The 15,827-nt window shown below is 72.6% G+C and carries 17 protein-coding genes; 7 read left to right on the top strand and 10 right to left on the bottom strand.

The genetic code is table 11. The features are described from left to right. Positions 1 to 24: 24 nt before the first annotated feature. Genes ACFVS6_RS00400 through ACFVS6_RS00385 form a run of 4 tightly spaced genes read right to left on the bottom strand, consistent with a single transcriptional unit; the run spans position 25 to position 4,378 of the window. On the bottom strand, positions 25 to 696 hold the full coding sequence (locus tag ACFVS6_RS00400; protein WP_389699732.1) for a response regulator: 672 nt from the start codon (positions 694 to 696) through the stop codon (positions 25 to 27). Next, the gene (locus ACFVS6_RS00395; RefSeq protein WP_389699731.1) at positions 693 to 2,030 is read right to left on the bottom strand and encodes a histidine kinase; all 1,338 of its coding nucleotides are present in this window, start codon (positions 2,028 to 2,030) and stop codon (positions 693 to 695) included. Before ACFVS6_RS00395 ends, ACFVS6_RS00400 begins: the two co-directional genes overlap by 4 nt. Beyond that, positions 2,023 to 3,327, bottom strand: a complete 1,305-nt coding sequence (locus ACFVS6_RS00390; protein WP_389699730.1) for an acyltransferase — start codon at positions 3,325 to 3,327, stop codon at positions 2,023 to 2,025. Before ACFVS6_RS00390 ends, ACFVS6_RS00395 begins: the two co-directional genes overlap by 8 nt. Next, positions 3,320 to 4,378, bottom strand: coding sequence for an alpha/beta hydrolase (locus ACFVS6_RS00385; protein ID WP_389699729.1), 1,059 nt, complete (start codon positions 4,376 to 4,378; stop codon positions 3,320 to 3,322). The genes ACFVS6_RS00390 and ACFVS6_RS00385 overlap by 8 nt, the downstream gene beginning before the upstream one ends. A gap of 201 nt (positions 4,379 to 4,579) precedes the next feature. On the opposite strand from ACFVS6_RS00385, the gene ACFVS6_RS00380 reads away from it, so the two are divergent. Further along, positions 4,580 to 5,071 carry an HIT family protein gene (locus tag ACFVS6_RS00380; RefSeq protein ID WP_389699728.1) on the top strand — a complete coding sequence of 164 codons (492 nt, stop codon included), beginning with the start codon at positions 4,580 to 4,582 and terminating at the stop codon, positions 5,069 to 5,071. A 33-nt stretch (positions 5,072 to 5,104) separates the two neighbouring features. Here ACFVS6_RS00380 and ACFVS6_RS00375 read toward each other — a convergent pair whose 3' ends face one another. The 5 genes from ACFVS6_RS00375 to ACFVS6_RS00355 form a co-directional block, all read right to left on the bottom strand. Further along, positions 5,105 to 5,791, bottom strand: coding sequence for a LysE family translocator (locus ACFVS6_RS00375; protein ID WP_389699727.1), 687 nt, complete (start codon positions 5,789 to 5,791; stop codon positions 5,105 to 5,107). Between the two features lie 5 nt (positions 5,792 to 5,796). After that, entirely contained in the window at positions 5,797 to 6,219 is a 423-nt protein-coding gene (locus ACFVS6_RS00370; protein WP_389699726.1) for a nuclear transport factor 2 family protein, read from the bottom strand. 81 nt (positions 6,220 to 6,300) lie between these two features. Beyond that, on the bottom strand, positions 6,301 to 8,088 hold the full coding sequence (locus ACFVS6_RS00365; RefSeq protein ID WP_389699725.1) for a protein kinase: 1,788 nt from the start codon (positions 8,086 to 8,088) through the stop codon (positions 6,301 to 6,303). Between the two features lie 310 nt (positions 8,089 to 8,398). Continuing rightward, on the bottom strand, positions 8,399 to 8,968 hold the full coding sequence (locus tag ACFVS6_RS00360; protein ID WP_389699724.1) for a MarR family winged helix-turn-helix transcriptional regulator: 570 nt from the start codon (positions 8,966 to 8,968) through the stop codon (positions 8,399 to 8,401). After that, the gene (locus ACFVS6_RS00355) at positions 8,961 to 9,590 is read right to left on the bottom strand and encodes a type 1 glutamine amidotransferase family protein (RefSeq protein WP_389699723.1); all 630 of its coding nucleotides are present in this window, start codon (positions 9,588 to 9,590) and stop codon (positions 8,961 to 8,963) included. The genes ACFVS6_RS00360 and ACFVS6_RS00355 overlap by 8 nt, the downstream gene beginning before the upstream one ends. Positions 9,591 to 9,945: 355 nt before the next feature. Between ACFVS6_RS00355 and ACFVS6_RS00350 the strand changes: the two genes are divergently transcribed. The 3 genes from ACFVS6_RS00350 (at position 9,946) to ACFVS6_RS00340 (ending at position 12,934) form a co-directional block, all read left to right on the top strand. Next, a complete protein-coding gene (locus tag ACFVS6_RS00350; protein WP_389699722.1) occupies positions 9,946 to 11,298 on the top strand; it encodes an aspartate aminotransferase family protein in 1,353 nt (450 codons plus the stop codon). A gap of 152 nt (positions 11,299 to 11,450) precedes the next feature. Next, a complete protein-coding gene (locus ACFVS6_RS00345; protein WP_389699721.1) occupies positions 11,451 to 12,116 on the top strand; it encodes a GntR family transcriptional regulator in 666 nt (221 codons plus the stop codon). A 167-nt stretch (positions 12,117 to 12,283) separates the two neighbouring features. After that, positions 12,284 to 12,934 (top strand): hypothetical protein, encoded by a 651-nt coding sequence (locus tag ACFVS6_RS00340; protein WP_388890779.1) that lies wholly within the window; start codon positions 12,284 to 12,286, stop codon positions 12,932 to 12,934. An 89-nt stretch (positions 12,935 to 13,023) separates the two neighbouring features. Here the strand turns inward: ACFVS6_RS00340 and ACFVS6_RS00335 are convergent, their stop codons facing one another. Beyond that, complete coding sequence (locus tag ACFVS6_RS00335; RefSeq protein WP_389699720.1) at positions 13,024 to 13,755, bottom strand: SLATT domain-containing protein; 732 nt, start codon at positions 13,753 to 13,755, stop codon at positions 13,024 to 13,026. Positions 13,756 to 14,005: 250 nt separating this feature from the next. Between ACFVS6_RS00335 and ACFVS6_RS00330 the strand changes: the two genes are divergently transcribed. The 3 genes from ACFVS6_RS00330 (at position 14,006) to ACFVS6_RS00320 (ending at position 15,707) form a co-directional block, all read left to right on the top strand. After that, complete coding sequence (locus ACFVS6_RS00330; RefSeq protein ID WP_389699719.1) at positions 14,006 to 14,350, top strand: YbaB/EbfC family nucleoid-associated protein; 345 nt, start codon at positions 14,006 to 14,008, stop codon at positions 14,348 to 14,350. 117 nt (positions 14,351 to 14,467) lie between these two features. Further along, a complete protein-coding gene (gene recR / locus ACFVS6_RS00325) occupies positions 14,468 to 15,067 on the top strand; it encodes a recombination mediator RecR (protein ID WP_319192216.1) in 600 nt (199 codons plus the stop codon). After that, entirely contained in the window at positions 15,060 to 15,707 is a 648-nt protein-coding gene (locus tag ACFVS6_RS00320; RefSeq protein WP_385582619.1) for a DUF5063 domain-containing protein, read from the top strand. The genes recR and ACFVS6_RS00320 overlap by 8 nt, the downstream gene beginning before the upstream one ends. Positions 15,708 to 15,827: the final 120 nt, after the last annotated feature.

Raw genomic sequence — 15,827 nt, 5'->3', positions numbered from 1 at the left:
CCTCTCAGGTACTACACGGGCCCCTCAGTAGCCCGACGGACGGACCAGACCCGTCTCGTAGGCGAACACCGCCGCCTGCGTGCGGTCCCGCAGGCCCAGCTTCACCAGGACCCGGCTCACATGCGTCTTCACCGTCTGCTCAGCCACGATCAGGTGCTCCGCGATCTCCGCGTTGGACAACCCCTGGGCGATCAGCGACAGCACCTCCGTCTCCCGCTCCGTCAAGGCGTCGATCCGTGCCTTCGACGGCGCCCGCGGCGCCCCCAGCCGGGAGAACTCGGTGATCAGCCGCTTCGTGATGTTCGGCGACAGCAGGGCCTCACCGCCGGCGACCACCCGCACCGCCTCGGCGAGCTGCTCGGCCGAGGCGTCCTTCAGGAGGAACCCGGAGGCGCCCGCCCGCAGCGCCTCGTAGACGTACTCGTCGAGGTCGAAAGTGGTCAGCACGAGCACCCGCACCGCCGAACCGGGAGCGCCGGCGATCACCGAGGTCGCTTCGATCCCTCCCATGCCAGGCATGCGGATGTCCATCAGCACCACGTCCGGAGCGAGCTCGGCGACCTTCGCCACCGCGTCCGCGCCGTCCACGGCCTGGCCGACCACCTCGATGTCCGGCTGCGCGTTGAGGAGCACGGTGAAGCCCTGCCGCACCATCATCTGGTCGTCGGCGATCATCACTCTGATCGGAGTGCTCATCTGTCCTTCTTCTTCGTCTCGGAGGAGGACCCGACCGCCGGATCCAGGGGTAGTACGACGCTCACCTCGTAGCCGCCGTCGGGGCGTGGGCCCGCGGCCAGTTCGCCCCCCAGCATGCCCGCCCGCTCCCGCATGCCGAGCAGCCCGTGGCCCGCTCCCGGCGAGGGAGACGCGGGCCGGGTCGGAGCGCTGTTCGCCACGCACAGGTGCAGATCGCGCGGCCCGTACGCGATGCCGACCTCGACCCGCGAACCGGGCGCATGCCGAAGACAGTTGCTCAGCGCCTCCTGCACGATCCGGTACGCCGTCAGCTCGACGCCCGGCGTCAGCGGCCGGCGGATCCCCGCAGTCTCGGTGGTGACCTCCAACCCCGCACCCCGCACGTTGTCGACGAGGCCTTCCAGTTCGGCGAGGGTCGGCTGCGGGTGATGGGGGTTGGCGGGATCCTCCGGGTGCTCGGAACGCAGTACGCCCAACACCCGGCGCAGTTCCGTGAGGGCCTCCAGGGCGTTCTGCCGGATGCCCGCCAGGTTCTCCCTCAGTTCCTCGGACGGGTTCTCCACCAGGTGCGGGGCGACCTGCGCCTGGATGGAGATCACCGACATGTGGTGCGCGACCACGTCGTGCAACTCCCGAGCGATCCGACTGCGTTCCTCCAGCAGGGTCCGCCGGGCCCGCTCCTCCTCGGCCACGTTCTCCTGCACGACCAACTGTCGGCGGGCCGACCGCATCGCGCGCAGCGCGTACCCCAGGAGCCCCGCGACCCCGAAGAGCACGCCGCAGACGACGAACGTGCTCGCACCCTGCACCGGCGCGAAGAACAACTCGGTCAGCCCGGTGAGGCCGGTGGAGAGGGCGACGACGGAAACCGTGGTCCGGGGGGACACGCGGAGCGTCACCAGCAGGATGATCAGGGCGAAGGCCACGTACCCGCTCGGCAGCCAGGGCCAGGGCTCGTTCTGCCGTACGTGGGCGTAAGTCACTCCGGCCGCCAGTCCCGCGGTGAACAGGCCGAGCCACCAGGCGGGTATCGGGCGGAACAACGCGAGGGCGATGGACGCGCCGGTCAACACCGCCGCCAGGACCGGAAGGCCGCCGGTGAACCGGTAGTACTCGGTGAGTTCATGATTGGTGGTCAGGCCGAAGAAGACCGCCAGGAGCAGGACCACCACGTGCGGCAGCCGGGCCAGCCGGCGCGGTCGGGCCATCCTCGGCAGCGGGTCGTACCGGAGGGTGAAGAGCTCGCCGAACCGATCCCCGTGCTCGACCGGTTCGGTCCGTGGGGACGTATCCATGGGCGCGGGCTGCTTGTTCACGCGGGTCAGCCTAGGCATGGGTGATCTCCTCGACGGCGGCCGGGCGAACCCGGACACCCTTCGGGCCCGGCAGGACGGTGGCCGTGGCACACCTCGGGGGCACGGGCCGGACGGGGCACGGGGTCGGGTCGGCGCCCCGGCCCGCGGCGCCCCGAACCGCGGTGGCGGCGGCGCGGGCCCGGTGGCGTCGGGTGGGACGGGGGTGTTCATGGGCGCGGAACGCCGCCCAACAGACGCCCAGGGCCGCCGCGAACACCGGGAGCCAGAACAGCCTGGCGGCGATCCACGAAGCCGAAGCGGGGGCGGTGTGCAGGCCGGGCACATCGGAGGAGAACAACAGCCCGACGGCCGTGACGGCCATCATCGCGGTCTGGTGCCAGAGGAAGACGGTCATCGCCGACAGGTTCACCAGTGCCACCACCACCCAGACCCGGGGCCGCCGCAGCGCCCGGTCCAGCGGCGCGCGGAGCAGCAGCACCAGGCCGCACTGGGCCAGACCGAAGGCGACGGCGGCCGCCGTCGGCGGGTTCAGGTTGGAGACCGCCGCGCCGGGAACCCCCACCATCGACGCCGGGTACCCGCACCACAGCACCAGCGCCGCCGCCGCGGACGCGCCACCGAGGCACAGGAGCAGAGCCGACCGCCGCCCGGCGCACGCTCCCCGGGACCAGGAGGCACCCAAGGCGTAGGGCACGAGCCAGCCGGCGGCGACATTGACCCAGCCGATCCACTCGGGACCGTCGAAGCCGAACCGCCACACATCCACGGCCATCACCACGGCCGCCGGCCACACCGGCGGGAGCCGTGCGACGAGCGGTGTGGCCGCCGTGAGCACGGCGAACACCACCAGGAACCACAGCGGTGACCACACCAACCCGAGCAGCGTCATGACGGTGTCCCGCTGCGCTCCTCCCAGCAGCATCCCGCCCGCCGCGAGGCCCCACAGGCCGAGCACCGCGGCCACCGGTCGGAACAGCCGGCCGAGGCGCTGCCCGACCCAGGTGCCGTACGGAATTCCGCGTGCTCGTGCCGAGGCGTGGCCCCGGGCCGCGACATGGCCGCCGACCAGGAAGAACACGGCCAGGGTCTGGAACACCCAGGAGAGCGGGGTCAGCCAGGGCTGGTGGGCCAGCGGACTGGTGGTCTTCAAGCCGCCTTCGGCGGTGGTGGTCAGTGCGGTGACCAGCCAGTGCCCGAGGACCACTCCGAGGATCGCGAGGGCCCGCAGGGCGTCCACCGCGCGGTCCCGGTGGGCGGGGGTGGCCCGGTCCACGCGCTCCGCGAGGGCGGACCAGCGGGCGGCGAGCCTAAGCATGGGAGACCTCCCCGGGGACGAGCACGGCGGCCGGAGCCGAGAGGGGTGAAACGGCCGGCGAGCCGGCGGCGACGGGGGTGACCGGATTCGGGGCTGCCGGCGGGCCGAGGACGATGTGGGCCAAGGAAGCCAGGGAGGTGCTGCCCGGCTTCAGGTAGTCGCTGTGGCCGGCGCTTCCCGCGGCGAAGGGACGGGCTCCGAACGCGCGCTCCACGGGGTCGGTACCGAAGCCGACCGACCCGATACGGATGTGGGGGACGCCTCCTATCCAGTCCTCGGTGCCCCGGCCCGCCCACACCCGCGCCCGGGTGGGCAGTTCGGCGGCAGTTTCGGCTCTCGTGCCGGGGCTGCCGTAGAGGGCGATGTCGGTCACCTCGGAGCCGGTCGTGGTGCGGGCGCAGACGACCGAGCCGTAGGAGTGGCAGAGCAGCGAGATCCGGGCCCCGTCGACGGTGAGGTGCCGCAACCGGGACAGGAAGGGACCCAGTTCGGCGGCGGCGAGGTCGGCGCGGGCGGCCGTCAGGACGGTCGTGCTGACCGTGCCCGGGGTGTCGTACCCGAGCCAGGCCACCACGGCGGAGCGCGGATGATCGGCCTGGAGTCGTTGTTGGAGGGCCACCGCTCCCTCACGGAAGCGCGCCCAGGTGTCCAGGGTGGTGTCGGAGCCGGGGACCAGGACCGCTATCCGGTCGGCGGTGTCCAGGTCGCCGAGCACCTCGACGGCCCGCCCCCGGCCCCGGCCGTCGAAGTCGAGGAACCTGGCCGGGCCGGCCTGGGCGGGCGCTCCGTGCGGAACCGGCGCCGGAGTGCCGGCCATGGCCCGCAGTTTCGCGGACCGGGTGAGGTGGCCGGCGTCCTGTGCCCGGCGGGCCGCCTGCGTGAGGTTGTCGAGGTTGGCGGTGTAGCGCTCCTGCGCGGTCGCGGACTCGGCGAGGACCGCGGGCAAGGGTGCGGGAGCCTGCGGTGACGCCGCCGCGGACACGGGGAACACGACGGCTGCGGCGACGAGGCCGGCCAGCAGAGTACGGCGGATGCGGTTGCCGGTGGTCATGGCGCGTTCCCTCTTCCTTCTCCTGCGGTCCAGACCGGGCAATCGCCCGCTCTGGTACAGAAGTTAGAAATCAGGGGCCCTCGTCGGCGTCACGCTGCGGAGCCGCCTTCAGGCGTAGCTCTCAGGTATGACCCGCCCTACTTCAGAGCCATCTGACGACCTTTTCGCAGGCTCCAACGCGGCCTCCGGTACGGTCCGGGGATGAAAGACACCGACAAGCCGGCCGACTGGAGAAGAGACCGGATCGGCAGCGCGCACCGGGGGGAGAACCCCACCGTCCTGCGCCGCCTCGACTCCGGATTCGCGGCCATCGGCGACCGGCAGTTCCTCCCCGGGTACGCCGTGCTGCTGACCGACGACCCCGCCGTGACCCGCCTCTCCGACCTGCCGCCGGCGCGCCGCATCGCGTACCTCACCGACCTGGAGCGGCTCGCGGAGGCAGTCGAGCGTGCCTGCGCGCGCCTCGATCCGGCGTTCCGCCGGGTGAACATCGAGATCCTCGGGAACACCGACCCGTACCTGCACGCCCACATCTGGCCCCGCTACGACTGGGAGGCGGACGACATCGTCCGGCTGCCGGTCTGGCTCTACGAGGACGAGGAGTTCTGGCGCGGCGACCGGTACGCCCTCGCCCCCCGCCACGACGCCGTACGAGCGGCCATCGCGGAAGAGCTCGACCGGCTGGTGGGATAGCACGTGGGGGTGTGGTCAGCCCCTACCCGCGAGCTACGTGGCCGAAGTCGCCACCCGTACCCCGAAGCCGATCAGTACGACGCCCGTCACCCGGTCCATCGTCCGGCGGACGCGCGGGCGGGCGAAGAAGCGCCGGGCGCGGGACAGGACGTAGACGTAGGTGCTCAACCAGGCCACCGTCAGCACCACGTGGACCAGCACCAGGAGGGCCATCCCCGCCGCCGCAGGCAGGCCCTCCGGGGCCAGCGAGGGCAGCAGGCCGGTGTAGAACACGGCGATCTTCGGGTTGAGGGCGTTGGCGATCAGGCCGGTGCGCCAGGCGCCGCCCGCCGATGTCGCCGCCGTCCCCGTCCCCGGCCCCGTCCCCGTCGCCTTCACCGGAGCCCCCGCTCCGTCCCGCGCTCCGTCCCCGGTTCCCTCCAACGGCTCCCCTCCCGCGCCGGGCCGGTGCAGGGACCGGACGCCGAGGAAGCACAGGTACGCCGCCCCCGCGAGCTTGACCACCAGGTACACCTCGGCGGAAGCGGCGAGCAGCGCGGCGAGTCCGGCCACCGTGAGGGCGCCCCACAGCAGGAGTCCGGCGGCGATCCCGCCCACCGTGCGCAGCCCGTCGGCCCGCCCGCGCGAGACGGCCCGCCTGGTCACGATGGCCATGTCGGGCCCCGGCACGACGGTCAGCAGGGCCAGTACCCCTGACGCGGCGACGAGTTGTGTGAGCACGCGGCTCAGTCTGCCACCAGGGGTTCGACGTATCCCGCTCTCCAGCGGGGCGCGGGGTCCTGGCCGGGGCTGGTCCAGTACTCGCGGGCTCCGACGATCTCCCCGTCGCGCACGGTCCACAGGGATACGGCCCGGTAGAGGACGTGGTCCTCGGGGATCTCCACCTCGGTGACGACGAGGTCCCCGTCGGCGAGGATCCGCAGGACCTCGACCTGTCCGGTGGTCCTCTCGTCACCACCCCCGTCGCCCGCGTCCCCGGCGTCCCCCTCGTCACGGAGGACCGCGATGAAGTTGGCCCGGCCCACGATCCGTTCGTCGCTGACCGGCCATTCGATGACGGCGTCCTCGGCGATGAGCCCGCTCACGCCGTCCCAGTCGCGTGCCTCGATCAGCTCCCACAGTTGTGCCACTACCTTCAACGGCTCCATGTGCCGCAGTGTGCGATGGGCTCCTCTTGCGCAACAAGCCTTGCTTGCAGGCTTATTGACTTCGACACAATCCGCCCCGGACTACTCCCGGTGATACGTGAGAGGGGGAATGGATGACTCCTCCAGCTCCCGCCGGAGGTTTCCGTCGGGAAGCAGGCGCAACCGGCTCCGACTGCCGGAAGTGCAGGTGGGAGGGCTGCCGGGGTCGACGGTGGAGGCGTCGAGCTCCACCGGATCGGGGCCCTTGCGCAGGGGCGCCCGCCAGGAGCAGACGTACCCCGGGTTGTAGACGCGGAGGGCCATGACGGGATCCCCCACCGAGCCGGGGACGAGGGTCAGGTGCCAGGTCGAGGAGCCGTGGGCGGCACGCCAGGTACCGGTGTACGCCGCAGGTAGGGTGCCGGGCGCTGCGGCTCGGCCGCCGGACGGTTCCGCGCCACGGCTCCCCGTCGGCGGATCGGACCGGGTGCCCGAGCCGCCCACGGACGCGGTGGCGGTCGGGTCGGGGGAGGGACGTTCCGGTTCCGCGCTCATGACGGCGTACACCGAGCCGCCGGCCGCGATGGCGACGATGACGGCGACCACCAGCAGGAACACCGTCGACGCGACGTGCGGGCGGGACGTGTCCGAGGACGATGCGGTCGGCGGCTCCTGGGCGCGGGCGGGAGGCTGCCGAGTCGGAGCGGGTGCGACCGGCAGCGCGTACGGGGGCGCGGCCCCAGCAGCCGGGGCGGACCCATCGGGCGTCCCAGGTGCCTGAAGGGGCGGCGGTAACCGAGGGGTGGCCGGTACCTGAGGGGTAGGTGCCGTACGAGGCATCCCGGTGGTCCCGGGTATCTGCGGGGTCGGCGCTCTCGGTACCCATGCCTCCTCCGGCTCCTCCGGCTCCTCCGGCTCCTCCGCCTCCGCCGACTGCGGGGCCCGGTCGGGGCCCCCGTGCTCGCGGTCCAGGAGCTGGGCGGCGTGCCGACCGAGCTGCGCCACCAGCGGCGCCGGAAGCCACGGCTCCGGGGCCCGCCCGTCGGCGACGACGGTGTCCCCCGCCCCGATCCGCGCCTGCACCTCCGCCGGATCCGGCCGTGCGGCGGGGTCCTTGTGCAGGCAGGCGGCCACGAGCGGGCGCAACTCCGCCGGTACGCCGTCCAGATCCGGTTCCGCTTCGATGATCCGCAGCAGCAGCCCGGCGTCGCCGCCCGGCTGTTGCGCGTCCCCGAACGGCAGCCGGTCGGTGGCCGCGTACGCCAGGAGGACGCCGAGGCAGAAGACGTCGCAAGCGGGGGTGATCGGCCCGCCGAGCACCTGTTCCGGGGCCATGAACCCGGGGGAGCCGATGAGCTGCCCGGTCCGGGTGAGGCCCGCGTCGGGATCGCCCGGGGGGCGTTGTGGGGGTCGGGCGATGCCGAAGTCGATGACGCGGGGGCCGTCGACGGTCAGCAGGACGTTGGACGGTTTCAGGTCCCGGTGGATGAGCCCCGCGCGGTGGATGTCCCCGAGGGCGCGGGCCAGGCCGGACGCCAGGACCCGCACGGTACGGACGGGGAGGGGACCGAAGTCGTGGCTCACGGCCTGGCGCAGGCTGGGGCCCGCGATGTAGCCGGTGGCGAACCAGGGGACGTCGGCCTCGGTGTCGGCGTCGAGCACGGGCGCCGTCCAGGCCCCGCCGACGAGCCGGGCGGCGGCGACCTCGTGACGGAACCTGCTGCGGAACTCCTCGTGGAGGGCCAGGGCCGGGTGGACGAGCTTCACGGCGACGGTACGGCCCCGGTCGGACCGGGCGAGGTACACCTGGCCCATGCCGCCGGCGCCGAGTCGGCACAGGAGGCGGTAGGGGCCGATGTGGTGCGGGTCGGCGGGGTGCAGCTGTTCCATCGCGGGGTGGTCCTTCCCCCTGACACTGGCCGGACGGGCCGAGCGTAATGCGGTGGGCTCCGCAGGGGGAGGGACGGTTCCGGCCGCCCGCACGGTTGCGTCCCCCGGACCGGTACAGCCCGTACGTGTCACCGTGCCGGCACCGGCCCGCCCGGCCCGCCCCGAGATGATCCGACCGGACCGGACCGGACCGGACCGGACCCGGACACGACCCGCCCCGAGACGATGGATGCGCCCGGCCCCGACCAGAGCCGACCCGCGCCGCCCGGAGTCGCTCCGACCCGCCCCGGCGGCAACGCCCCACGCCCTCCTACGCGTCCGGCGGCGAGGTGATCGCGGCGAGGGCCGTCGAGAGGCGTTCCAGGGCGCGGGCCGTTTCCGCGAACGCCGACTCGCCCAGTTCCTCGGCGAGGCGGGTGGCGAGGTCCGCGTGGCCGGGGTGGATGCGGGCGATGGCGGCGCGGCCCTCCTCCGTCGGGCGGAGCAGCTTCGCGCGCCGGTGGGCCGGGTTCGGCACGTACTCGGCGAGCCCCTTCGCCGCGAGCAGGTCCGCGATGCGCTGCACGCTCTGCCGGGTGATGCCCATGGACCGGGCGACACCCGCGACGGACAGCGGCTCCCGCAGCACGGCGCCCAGGACCTGCCACCACGCGGCCGTGAGGCCGGCCGGGCGGGCCAGTTCCTCCGAGACGGCGAGGAACTGGCCGTTCAGCTGGAAGATCCCGAGCGCGGTACGGCTCAGCAGGTCCTGCCGGGCCCGCAGCGACAGCCCGGCCGCCCCGGAGCCCGCGGCCGGCGCCGGATCGTTCCCGGCCCCGACACCCGCCCCGGCCCCGACACCCGCCTCCGCCCCCTCCACCCGCGGCAGCGGCTCAGGCATCGCCGGACTCCTCCGCCGCCATCAGGACCGGGTAGGCGCTCGCGTCGGAGTGGTGGAACAGCCGGTACCAGGCGTCCAGGACGTCCGGCTTGTACACGTCGAGGCGGGCGAAGACCTCGCGGGCGAAGGCCACCGGCTCCGTCGGACCGGCCGTGATCAGGTCGCCGTCGGTGACGGCGTCCGCCTCGACGTACTGTTCCGCGCCGCCGTAGCCCGGCTGCCCCGCGAGGTAGAAGGAGATGGCGCTGGTGTGGCGCCGACCGTCCAGCACGCCCGCGCGGGCGAGTCCCGCGGTGGCTCCGCAGATCGCGGCGACGGGCACCCCGGCGGCCAGGAACTCCCGGGCCTTCGCCGCGAACGGGGCCAGCTCGTCACCGGTGTCCCACAGGGAGGCGCCGGTGAGGATCAGCAGCGAGGAGTCCTCGGGGCGCAGTTCCGCGAGCGCCAGGTCGGGCTGGACGCGCAGGCCGCCCATCGTGGTGACCGGCAGTCCGGCGGCGGGGCCGACCGTGCGGATCTCGTGGCCGCGCTGGGTGAGGTGCGCGGTGGTGTGGCCGGTCTCCCAGTCCGCGTAGGTGTCGTAGACGGCGAGGTGGACGGGCTTGCGCGGGGTCTCGCTCATGGTGGTCGCCTCCAGCAGCGTTGATGAGCACGGAAGAGCAAGGAGCAAGGAGCAAGGAGCAAGGAGCAAGGAGCAAGGAGCAAGGAGCAAGGAGCAAGGAGCAAGGAGCAAGGAGTGGAAAAGCGGTGCCGGTCGGTGCCGACCCCCGACCCCGCCGGAGCAGTGCCGGGATCAGGAGCACCTGAGGTGCGGTGAAGATGACAATAGACTGTCATTGCGTCAGCATGCTGTCAAGAGTCGAGCCAGGCGCGGAGCCGCCGGCTCCCGGGCGGCAGACAGACTGCCGAGGACGGCCCCCCACCCCCATACAGTCCGCCGATATCCCTTCCCACCTGCGCACTTCTAGCGTGAACGCATGACCCCTCATGTCACCGGCGCGACCGTGAAGGCCGCCGACCGCGCTCACGTCTTCCACTCGTGGTCCGCCCAGGCCCTGATCGACCCGCTCGCCGTCGCCGGTGCCGAGGGTTCGTACTTCTGGGACTACGACGGGAACCGCTTCCTCGACTTCGCCTCCCAGCTCGTCAACACCAACATCGGCCACCAGCACCCCAAGGTGGTCGCGGCGGTGCAGGAGCAGGCCGGCCGGCTCTGCACCCTCGCGCCCGGGTTCGCCGTGGACGTCCGCTCCGAGGCCGCACGCCTCATCGCCGAGCGCACCCCCGGGGACCTCGACAAGATCTTCTTCACCAACGGCGGCGCCGAGGCCGTGGAGAACGCCGTACGGATGGCCCGGCTGCACACCGGTCGCCAGAAGGTGCTCTCCACGTACCGCTCGTACCACGGCGCCACCGCCGCGGCGATCAACCTGACCGGCGACCCGCGCCGTTGGCCCTCGGACACCGCCTCGGCCGGTGTCGTCCACTTCTGGGGCCCGTTCCTCTACCGCTCGCCCTTCCACTCCACCACCGAGGCCGAGGAGTGCGAGCGCGCGCTCGCCCACCTCGCGGACACCCTCGCCTTCGAGGGCCCGCAGACCGTCGCTGCGATCATCCTGGAGTCGGTGCCCGGTACCGCCGGGATCATGACCCCGCCCGCCGGCTACCTGGCCGGCGTGCGCGAACTCTGCGACCGGCACGGGATCGTCTTCATCCTGGACGAGGTGATGTCGGGCTTCGGTCGGACCGGCAAGTGGTTCGCCGCCGATCACTGGGACGTCACCCCGGACCTGATCACCTTCGCCAAGGGGGTCAACAGCGGATATGTCCCGCTCGGCGGTGTCGCCATCTCCGCGGCCATCGCCGAGACGTTCGCCACACGCCCCTACCCGGGCGGCCTGACCTACTCCGGACACCCCCTGGCCTGCGCCGCGGCCGTCGCGACGATCAACACCATGGAGGAGGAGGGCATCGTCGAGCACGCCGCCCACCTCGGGGAGAACGTGATCGGCCCGGCGCTCGCCGAGATCGCCGAGCGGCACCCGTCGGTCGGCGAGGTCCGGGGTCTGGGAACCTTCTGGGCGCTGGAACTCGTACGGGACAAGGCGACGCGCGAGCCGCTCGTCCCCTACAACGCGGCGGGCGCGGCCAACGCACCGATGGCCGAATTCGCGGCGGCCTGCAAGGCGTCCGGGCTGTGGCCGTTCGTCAACATGAACCGGACGCACGTCGTCCCGCCGTGCACGATCACGGAGGCCGAGGCCAAGGAGGGGCTGGCGCTCCTAGACGACGCGCTGACGGTCGCGGACCGGCACACGGTCGGTTCCTGAGCGTCCGGATAACGGGCGGTATATCCGCATACCGGCCGCGTGCCGACCATGTCGCGTCGGCACGCGGCTCCTTACCGACGCGTAAACCGTTCGGTTTCGGCCGCGCTGCCTGGCCTAAGGTGTCCGAAGATCTATGGAGGAGACGGACCCCTATGCCAGGCAGCGGAGGTGTTACCCGCAACACCCTTCGGCAACAGATCGCGGACGCGCTCCGTGACGAGGTGCTCGCGGGGCGTCTTCCGCCGGGTACCGAGTTCACGGTCAAGCAGATCGCCGAGCAGTACGAGGTGTCGGCGACGCCGGTGCGCGAGGCCCTCGTGGACCTCGCCGCGCAAGGGCTGTTGGAGTCCGCCACGCACCGGGGGTTCCGCGTCCGCGTCTACTCCGTCGACGACTTCGTCGGCATGATCGAAGCGCGGACGCTGATCCTGGACGGCATCTTCCGCCGGCTCGTCGAGCGCGGCACCGCACCCGGCGCGTGCGAGATGTTGGTGTCGGTGCGCCGCCGGGCCGAGGAGGCGCGCAAGGCCGCGCGGAGCGGCTCGCTCGAAGTGCTGATCGGCTACGACCTGCGGTTCTGGCGGGAGCTGAGCGGGCTGGTCGGGAACACGTACATATCCGACTTCCTGCACCGCATCAGGGTGCAGTGCTGGGTCTTCTCCGTGCCCTACCTCCAGGGGGCGCCGGAACTGCGGACGGCGCTCTGGGACGGGCACAACGAGCTGGTCGAGGCCGTGACGCTGGCCGACGCCGACGAGGTGCGGCGCATCGTGCGCGCCTACAACCAGCACGGGTTGGACTGGGCCGCCGGGCTCTGAGCCCCCGCGTCAAGGCGCCGTACCGCCGGCCGGGCCCCGGCCCCGCCCCGCCGGTGGGCACCGCTCACCCCGGGTCCTTGCGCACCCCTTCGCGGAGCGTGTCCGGCGCACTACGCTGGCGGGATCAGTGGCAGTCGACACGACTGATCCGACCGATCGGAGCCCGCGTGGCCTGTGACCTGTGGCTGGTCCCCCTCGTCGATGTGCTGTGCCACAGCCCCGACAATCCCTTCGCGGAAGAAATCGCCTCGTACGACAAGGCGTTGGGCGAGGCGGGTCTGCCGTCCGTCCCCGTGTTCGCGTACATGCCGGGCCTCAGCGGGGACGTGGCCCCCGTGGCCGGTTTCGACTACGACGCGCTGCACTTCCTGCGGCGTGCCTACCTGCTGCAGATCTGCGGTCTGCCGGTGACGCCGGTGGACGAACTGGGCGGGGACTACGAGCAGCTGCTGGAGATGTTCGAGCCCACGGCGCAGCAGTCCCACCTGGTGTGGCACTACGACCACGCCGGGGCCTACGTGCCGGTGGACTTCGCGGCTCCGCTGGCCAACGAGGAGCTGTTGGCCGGGGGCGGACCGCTGGGCTCGGCGCAGGGGCTGCTGCGGGAGCTGGCCGTCGTGGCCCCGGCGATCGGGATCGACCCGGGGAACCCGCCCGCCGCGCCGGCGCCGCCGGGGCGGCCGACGTCGCTGGAGGAGTCGGCGGGGCCGATCCCGTACGACGAGAGCCCCTTCGCCCGGGAGCGGCACGTGTGGCTCGGGCTGCACGCGGCGGCCACGCGCAGCCTCGGACAGGGATCGATGATCATCTTCAGCTGAGCCGGGCGACCGGCCGGCACCCGACCGCGGGGCGGTGCGGGGCGCACCGCCCCGCACTCCCTCCGTCCGGGCCTATGCGCCCCCGGACCTCACCGCGGCTGCTCCGGAGGACGCTGGCGCGGCATGTTCGGTCGGGTGCCCGGGGGCAGGGGGAAACGGGCCGGCGGGACGCCGGGGTCGGGGCGGCCGACGGAGCCGCCCAGGGACTGCATCACCAGCGGGGCCGGGCCCGCGCGGAACTCGACCATCCAGTCCGCCGTCTCCGAGCGCACGAGCTCCGTCACGTCCTCCGAGAAGCGCCGCAGCACCGTCAGGCAGCGCTCGGCGGCCTCGCTCGCGGTGCCCTCGGTCGGGCCCAGCACCTCGCGGACGTTCTCGGAGGCCCAGTCGAACTGGAGCGTCTGGAGGCGCCGCTGCACGGCCTGCGCGGTCGCCACGTCCCGCATCCACCCCGAGGTGAGCCCGAAGAACCGGTCGCAGGCCAGGCAGGCGGCGGCGAACAGCAGGCACAGGTACCCGTACGCGGACGCGCCCGGCGCCGAGCCCGTCAGCTCCAGCAGGGGCATCGCGGCGCCCGTGACGGCGCCCGCGGCCGCGCCCACCCGCAGGGCTCGCGCCCCGCGGCGCTTCCACGCCCGGTCGGACAGGTACCACTCGGCGGTGCGCAGCGCGTCCGCCTCGACCCGCCGGTAGAGCTCGTCGAGCCGCTCGGCGGGTTCGCCCCAGTCCCCGAGCGGGAACGGCCGGCCGGTCAGGTCGCCGTCGCCGTCCTCTGCGGGATCCCGGGGTGGCCCCTCGGGCTGCATCTCCGGCTGACTCACCCGGCACTCCCTCTGCCTGCGCTGACGTGTGGTGGTGCGCGTGTGCGTAATGGTGCGCATGCTCTTCCTACCTTCGAATGACGCGCGATGGACGACGAATCCCCGGTTTTCCGCCCGCACGGAGGGCCCCAGCAGGGACGCGCACGCCGTATCTCTCACTCGAAAGAGTTGGTCCTCCCGGCGTAGGGCGCGCCGCGCGGGGACCACGTAGGCTCGGATTGACCAAGCGTTCCGAAGGAGTGAGTGCCCTGTGATTCCCGGTGGTGGCCAGCCCGACATGCAGCAGCTGCTCCAGCAGGCCCAGAAGATGCAGCAGGACCTCGCCGCGGCTCAGGAAGAGCTGGCCGGTGCGGAGGTCGAGGGCCAGTCCGGCGGCGGGCTGGTGAAGGCGACCGTCACCGGTTCCGGTGAACTGCTCGCACTGGTGATCGATCCGAAGGCCGTTGATCCGGAGGACACCGAAACCCTTGCCGACCTGGTGGTCGCCGCGGTTCAGGCGGCCAACGAGAACGCCCGGGCGCTCCAGGAGCAGCGGATGGGTCCGCTCGCCCAGATGCTCGGCGGCGGCAGCGGCATTCCCGGCCTGCCGTTCTAGCGCCGGGGCGCCACCGGCGGCACGCCGCACGAGCGACGCGGCCGCCCGACCGCCCCGACGCGACACCGACCGACCCGACACCCGCGAACCCGATACCGACCGAGAGAAGGCAGTCCGTTGTACGAAGGCGTGGTCCAGGACCTGATCGACGAACTGGGCAGGCTGCCCGGCGTCGGGCCCAAGAGCGCGCAGCGGATCGCCTTCCACGTCCTGCAGGCCGAGCCGACCGACATCCGCCGCCTCGCGCACGCGCTGCTGGAGGCCAAGGACAAGGTCCGCTTCTGCGCGGTCTGCGGGAACGTGGCGCAGGAGGAGCGGTGCGGCATCTGCCGCGACCCGCGCCGCGACACCACGGTCATCTGCGTGGTCGAGGAGTCGAAGGACGTCGTCGCGATCGAGCGGACGCGTGAGTTCCGGGGCAAGTACCACGTCCTCGGCGGCGCGATCAGCCCGATCGAGGGCGTCGGCCCGGACGACCTGCGGATCCGGGAGCTGCTGACGCGCCTGGCGGACGGTACGGTCACCGAGCTGATCCTGGCGACCGACCCGAACCTGGAGGGCGAGGCGACCGCCACCTACCTCGCCCGCATGATCAAACCCATGGGCCTCAAGGTCACCCGCCTGGCCAGCGGGCTCCCCGTAGGGGGAGATCTGGAGTACGCGGACGAGGTCACGCTCGGGCGGGCCTTTGAAGGAAGGCGACTTCTCGATGTCTGACGCAACGCTGCACGCCCTCGGCCAGGATCCGGACGACTTCGCCGCCTCGATCGCGGACCAGATCGAGTCGTTCATCGTCGCGGTCACCATGGTGGCCAAGGGCGAGGACCCGGACAGTGCCGTGCCCTTCCTCCTCCTGGAGGTGTCCCAGCTGCTGCTGGCGGGCGGCCGGCTGGGCGCGTACCAGGACGTCCTGCCCGAAGAGCGCTACGAGCCCGACCTGGGCCCGGAGCCGGACGTGGACGACCTGCGCGAGCGGTTCGCGATCATGCTGGAGCCGGTCGACGTCTACTCCGAGGTGTTCGACCCGTACGAGCCGCGCAAGGCCCCCGTCCCGCACCGCATCTCCGACGACCTGGCCGATGTGGTCGCCGACCTGCGGCACGGCCTCATCCACCACCAGGCCGGCCGGATCACCGAGGCGCTGTGGTGGTGGCAGTTCTCGTACTTCACCAACTGGGGTCCGACGGCCTCGGCCACGCTGCGCGCCCTCCAGTCGCTGATCGCGCACGTCCGCCTCGACCAGCCGCTGGCGGCCCTGGACGGGCTGGACACGGACGAGGACATCACCGAGGACGATCTGGCGGAGCAGGCCGGGCGGGTCATGGCGGAGGAACTGGGCGGGCTGGGCCGTACGTGAGGGGCCGCGAGGCGGCCCTGGCGGAGCCCGCGGGCGCAACCGGTCCACTGATCCTTTCGTCTCATGATGTGGCACGAGGCGGTCGTATCGCGGCCGCTCGTTAGACTGCATCCGGAAAAT

It is taken from the genome of Streptomyces sp. NPDC057939 (assembly GCF_042887545.1).
Lineage (GTDB): Bacteria > Actinomycetota > Actinomycetes > Streptomycetales > Streptomycetaceae > Streptomyces.
The sequence above is the reverse complement of the archived record's forward strand: the minus strand, read 5'-3'. Positions and strand labels throughout refer to the sequence as shown.

Excerpts from the sequence above, each read along its gene's own strand:
- ACFVS6_RS00365 (WP_389699725.1), bottom strand. The coding sequence starts at position 8,088 with ATGGAACAGCTGCACCCCGCCGACCCGCACCACATCGGCCCCTACCGC.
- ACFVS6_RS00380 (WP_389699728.1), top strand. The coding sequence starts at position 4,580 with ATGAAAGACACCGACAAGCCGGCCGACTGGAGAAGAGACCGGATCGGC.
- ACFVS6_RS00350 (WP_389699722.1), top strand. The coding sequence starts at position 9,946 with ATGACCCCTCATGTCACCGGCGCGACCGTGAAGGCCGCCGACCGCGCT.
- ACFVS6_RS00370 (WP_389699726.1), bottom strand. The coding sequence starts at position 6,219 with ATGGAGCCGTTGAAGGTAGTGGCACAACTGTGGGAGCTGATCGAGGCA.
- ACFVS6_RS00345 (WP_389699721.1), top strand. The coding sequence starts at position 11,451 with ATGCCAGGCAGCGGAGGTGTTACCCGCAACACCCTTCGGCAACAGATC.
- ACFVS6_RS00395 (WP_389699731.1), bottom strand. The coding sequence starts at position 2,030 with ATGCCTAGGCTGACCCGCGTGAACAAGCAGCCCGCGCCCATGGATACG.
- ACFVS6_RS00385 (WP_389699729.1), bottom strand. The coding sequence starts at position 4,378 with ATGACCACCGGCAACCGCATCCGCCGTACTCTGCTGGCCGGCCTCGTC.
- ACFVS6_RS00355 (WP_389699723.1), bottom strand. The coding sequence starts at position 9,590 with ATGAGCGAGACCCCGCGCAAGCCCGTCCACCTCGCCGTCTACGACACC.
- ACFVS6_RS00360 (WP_389699724.1), bottom strand. The coding sequence starts at position 8,968 with ATGCCTGAGCCGCTGCCGCGGGTGGAGGGGGCGGAGGCGGGTGTCGGG.
- ACFVS6_RS00320 (WP_385582619.1), top strand. The coding sequence starts at position 15,060 with ATGTCTGACGCAACGCTGCACGCCCTCGGCCAGGATCCGGACGACTTC.
- ACFVS6_RS00400 (WP_389699732.1), bottom strand. The coding sequence starts at position 696 with ATGAGCACTCCGATCAGAGTGATGATCGCCGACGACCAGATGATGGTG.
- ACFVS6_RS00390 (WP_389699730.1), bottom strand. The coding sequence starts at position 3,327 with ATGCTTAGGCTCGCCGCCCGCTGGTCCGCCCTCGCGGAGCGCGTGGAC.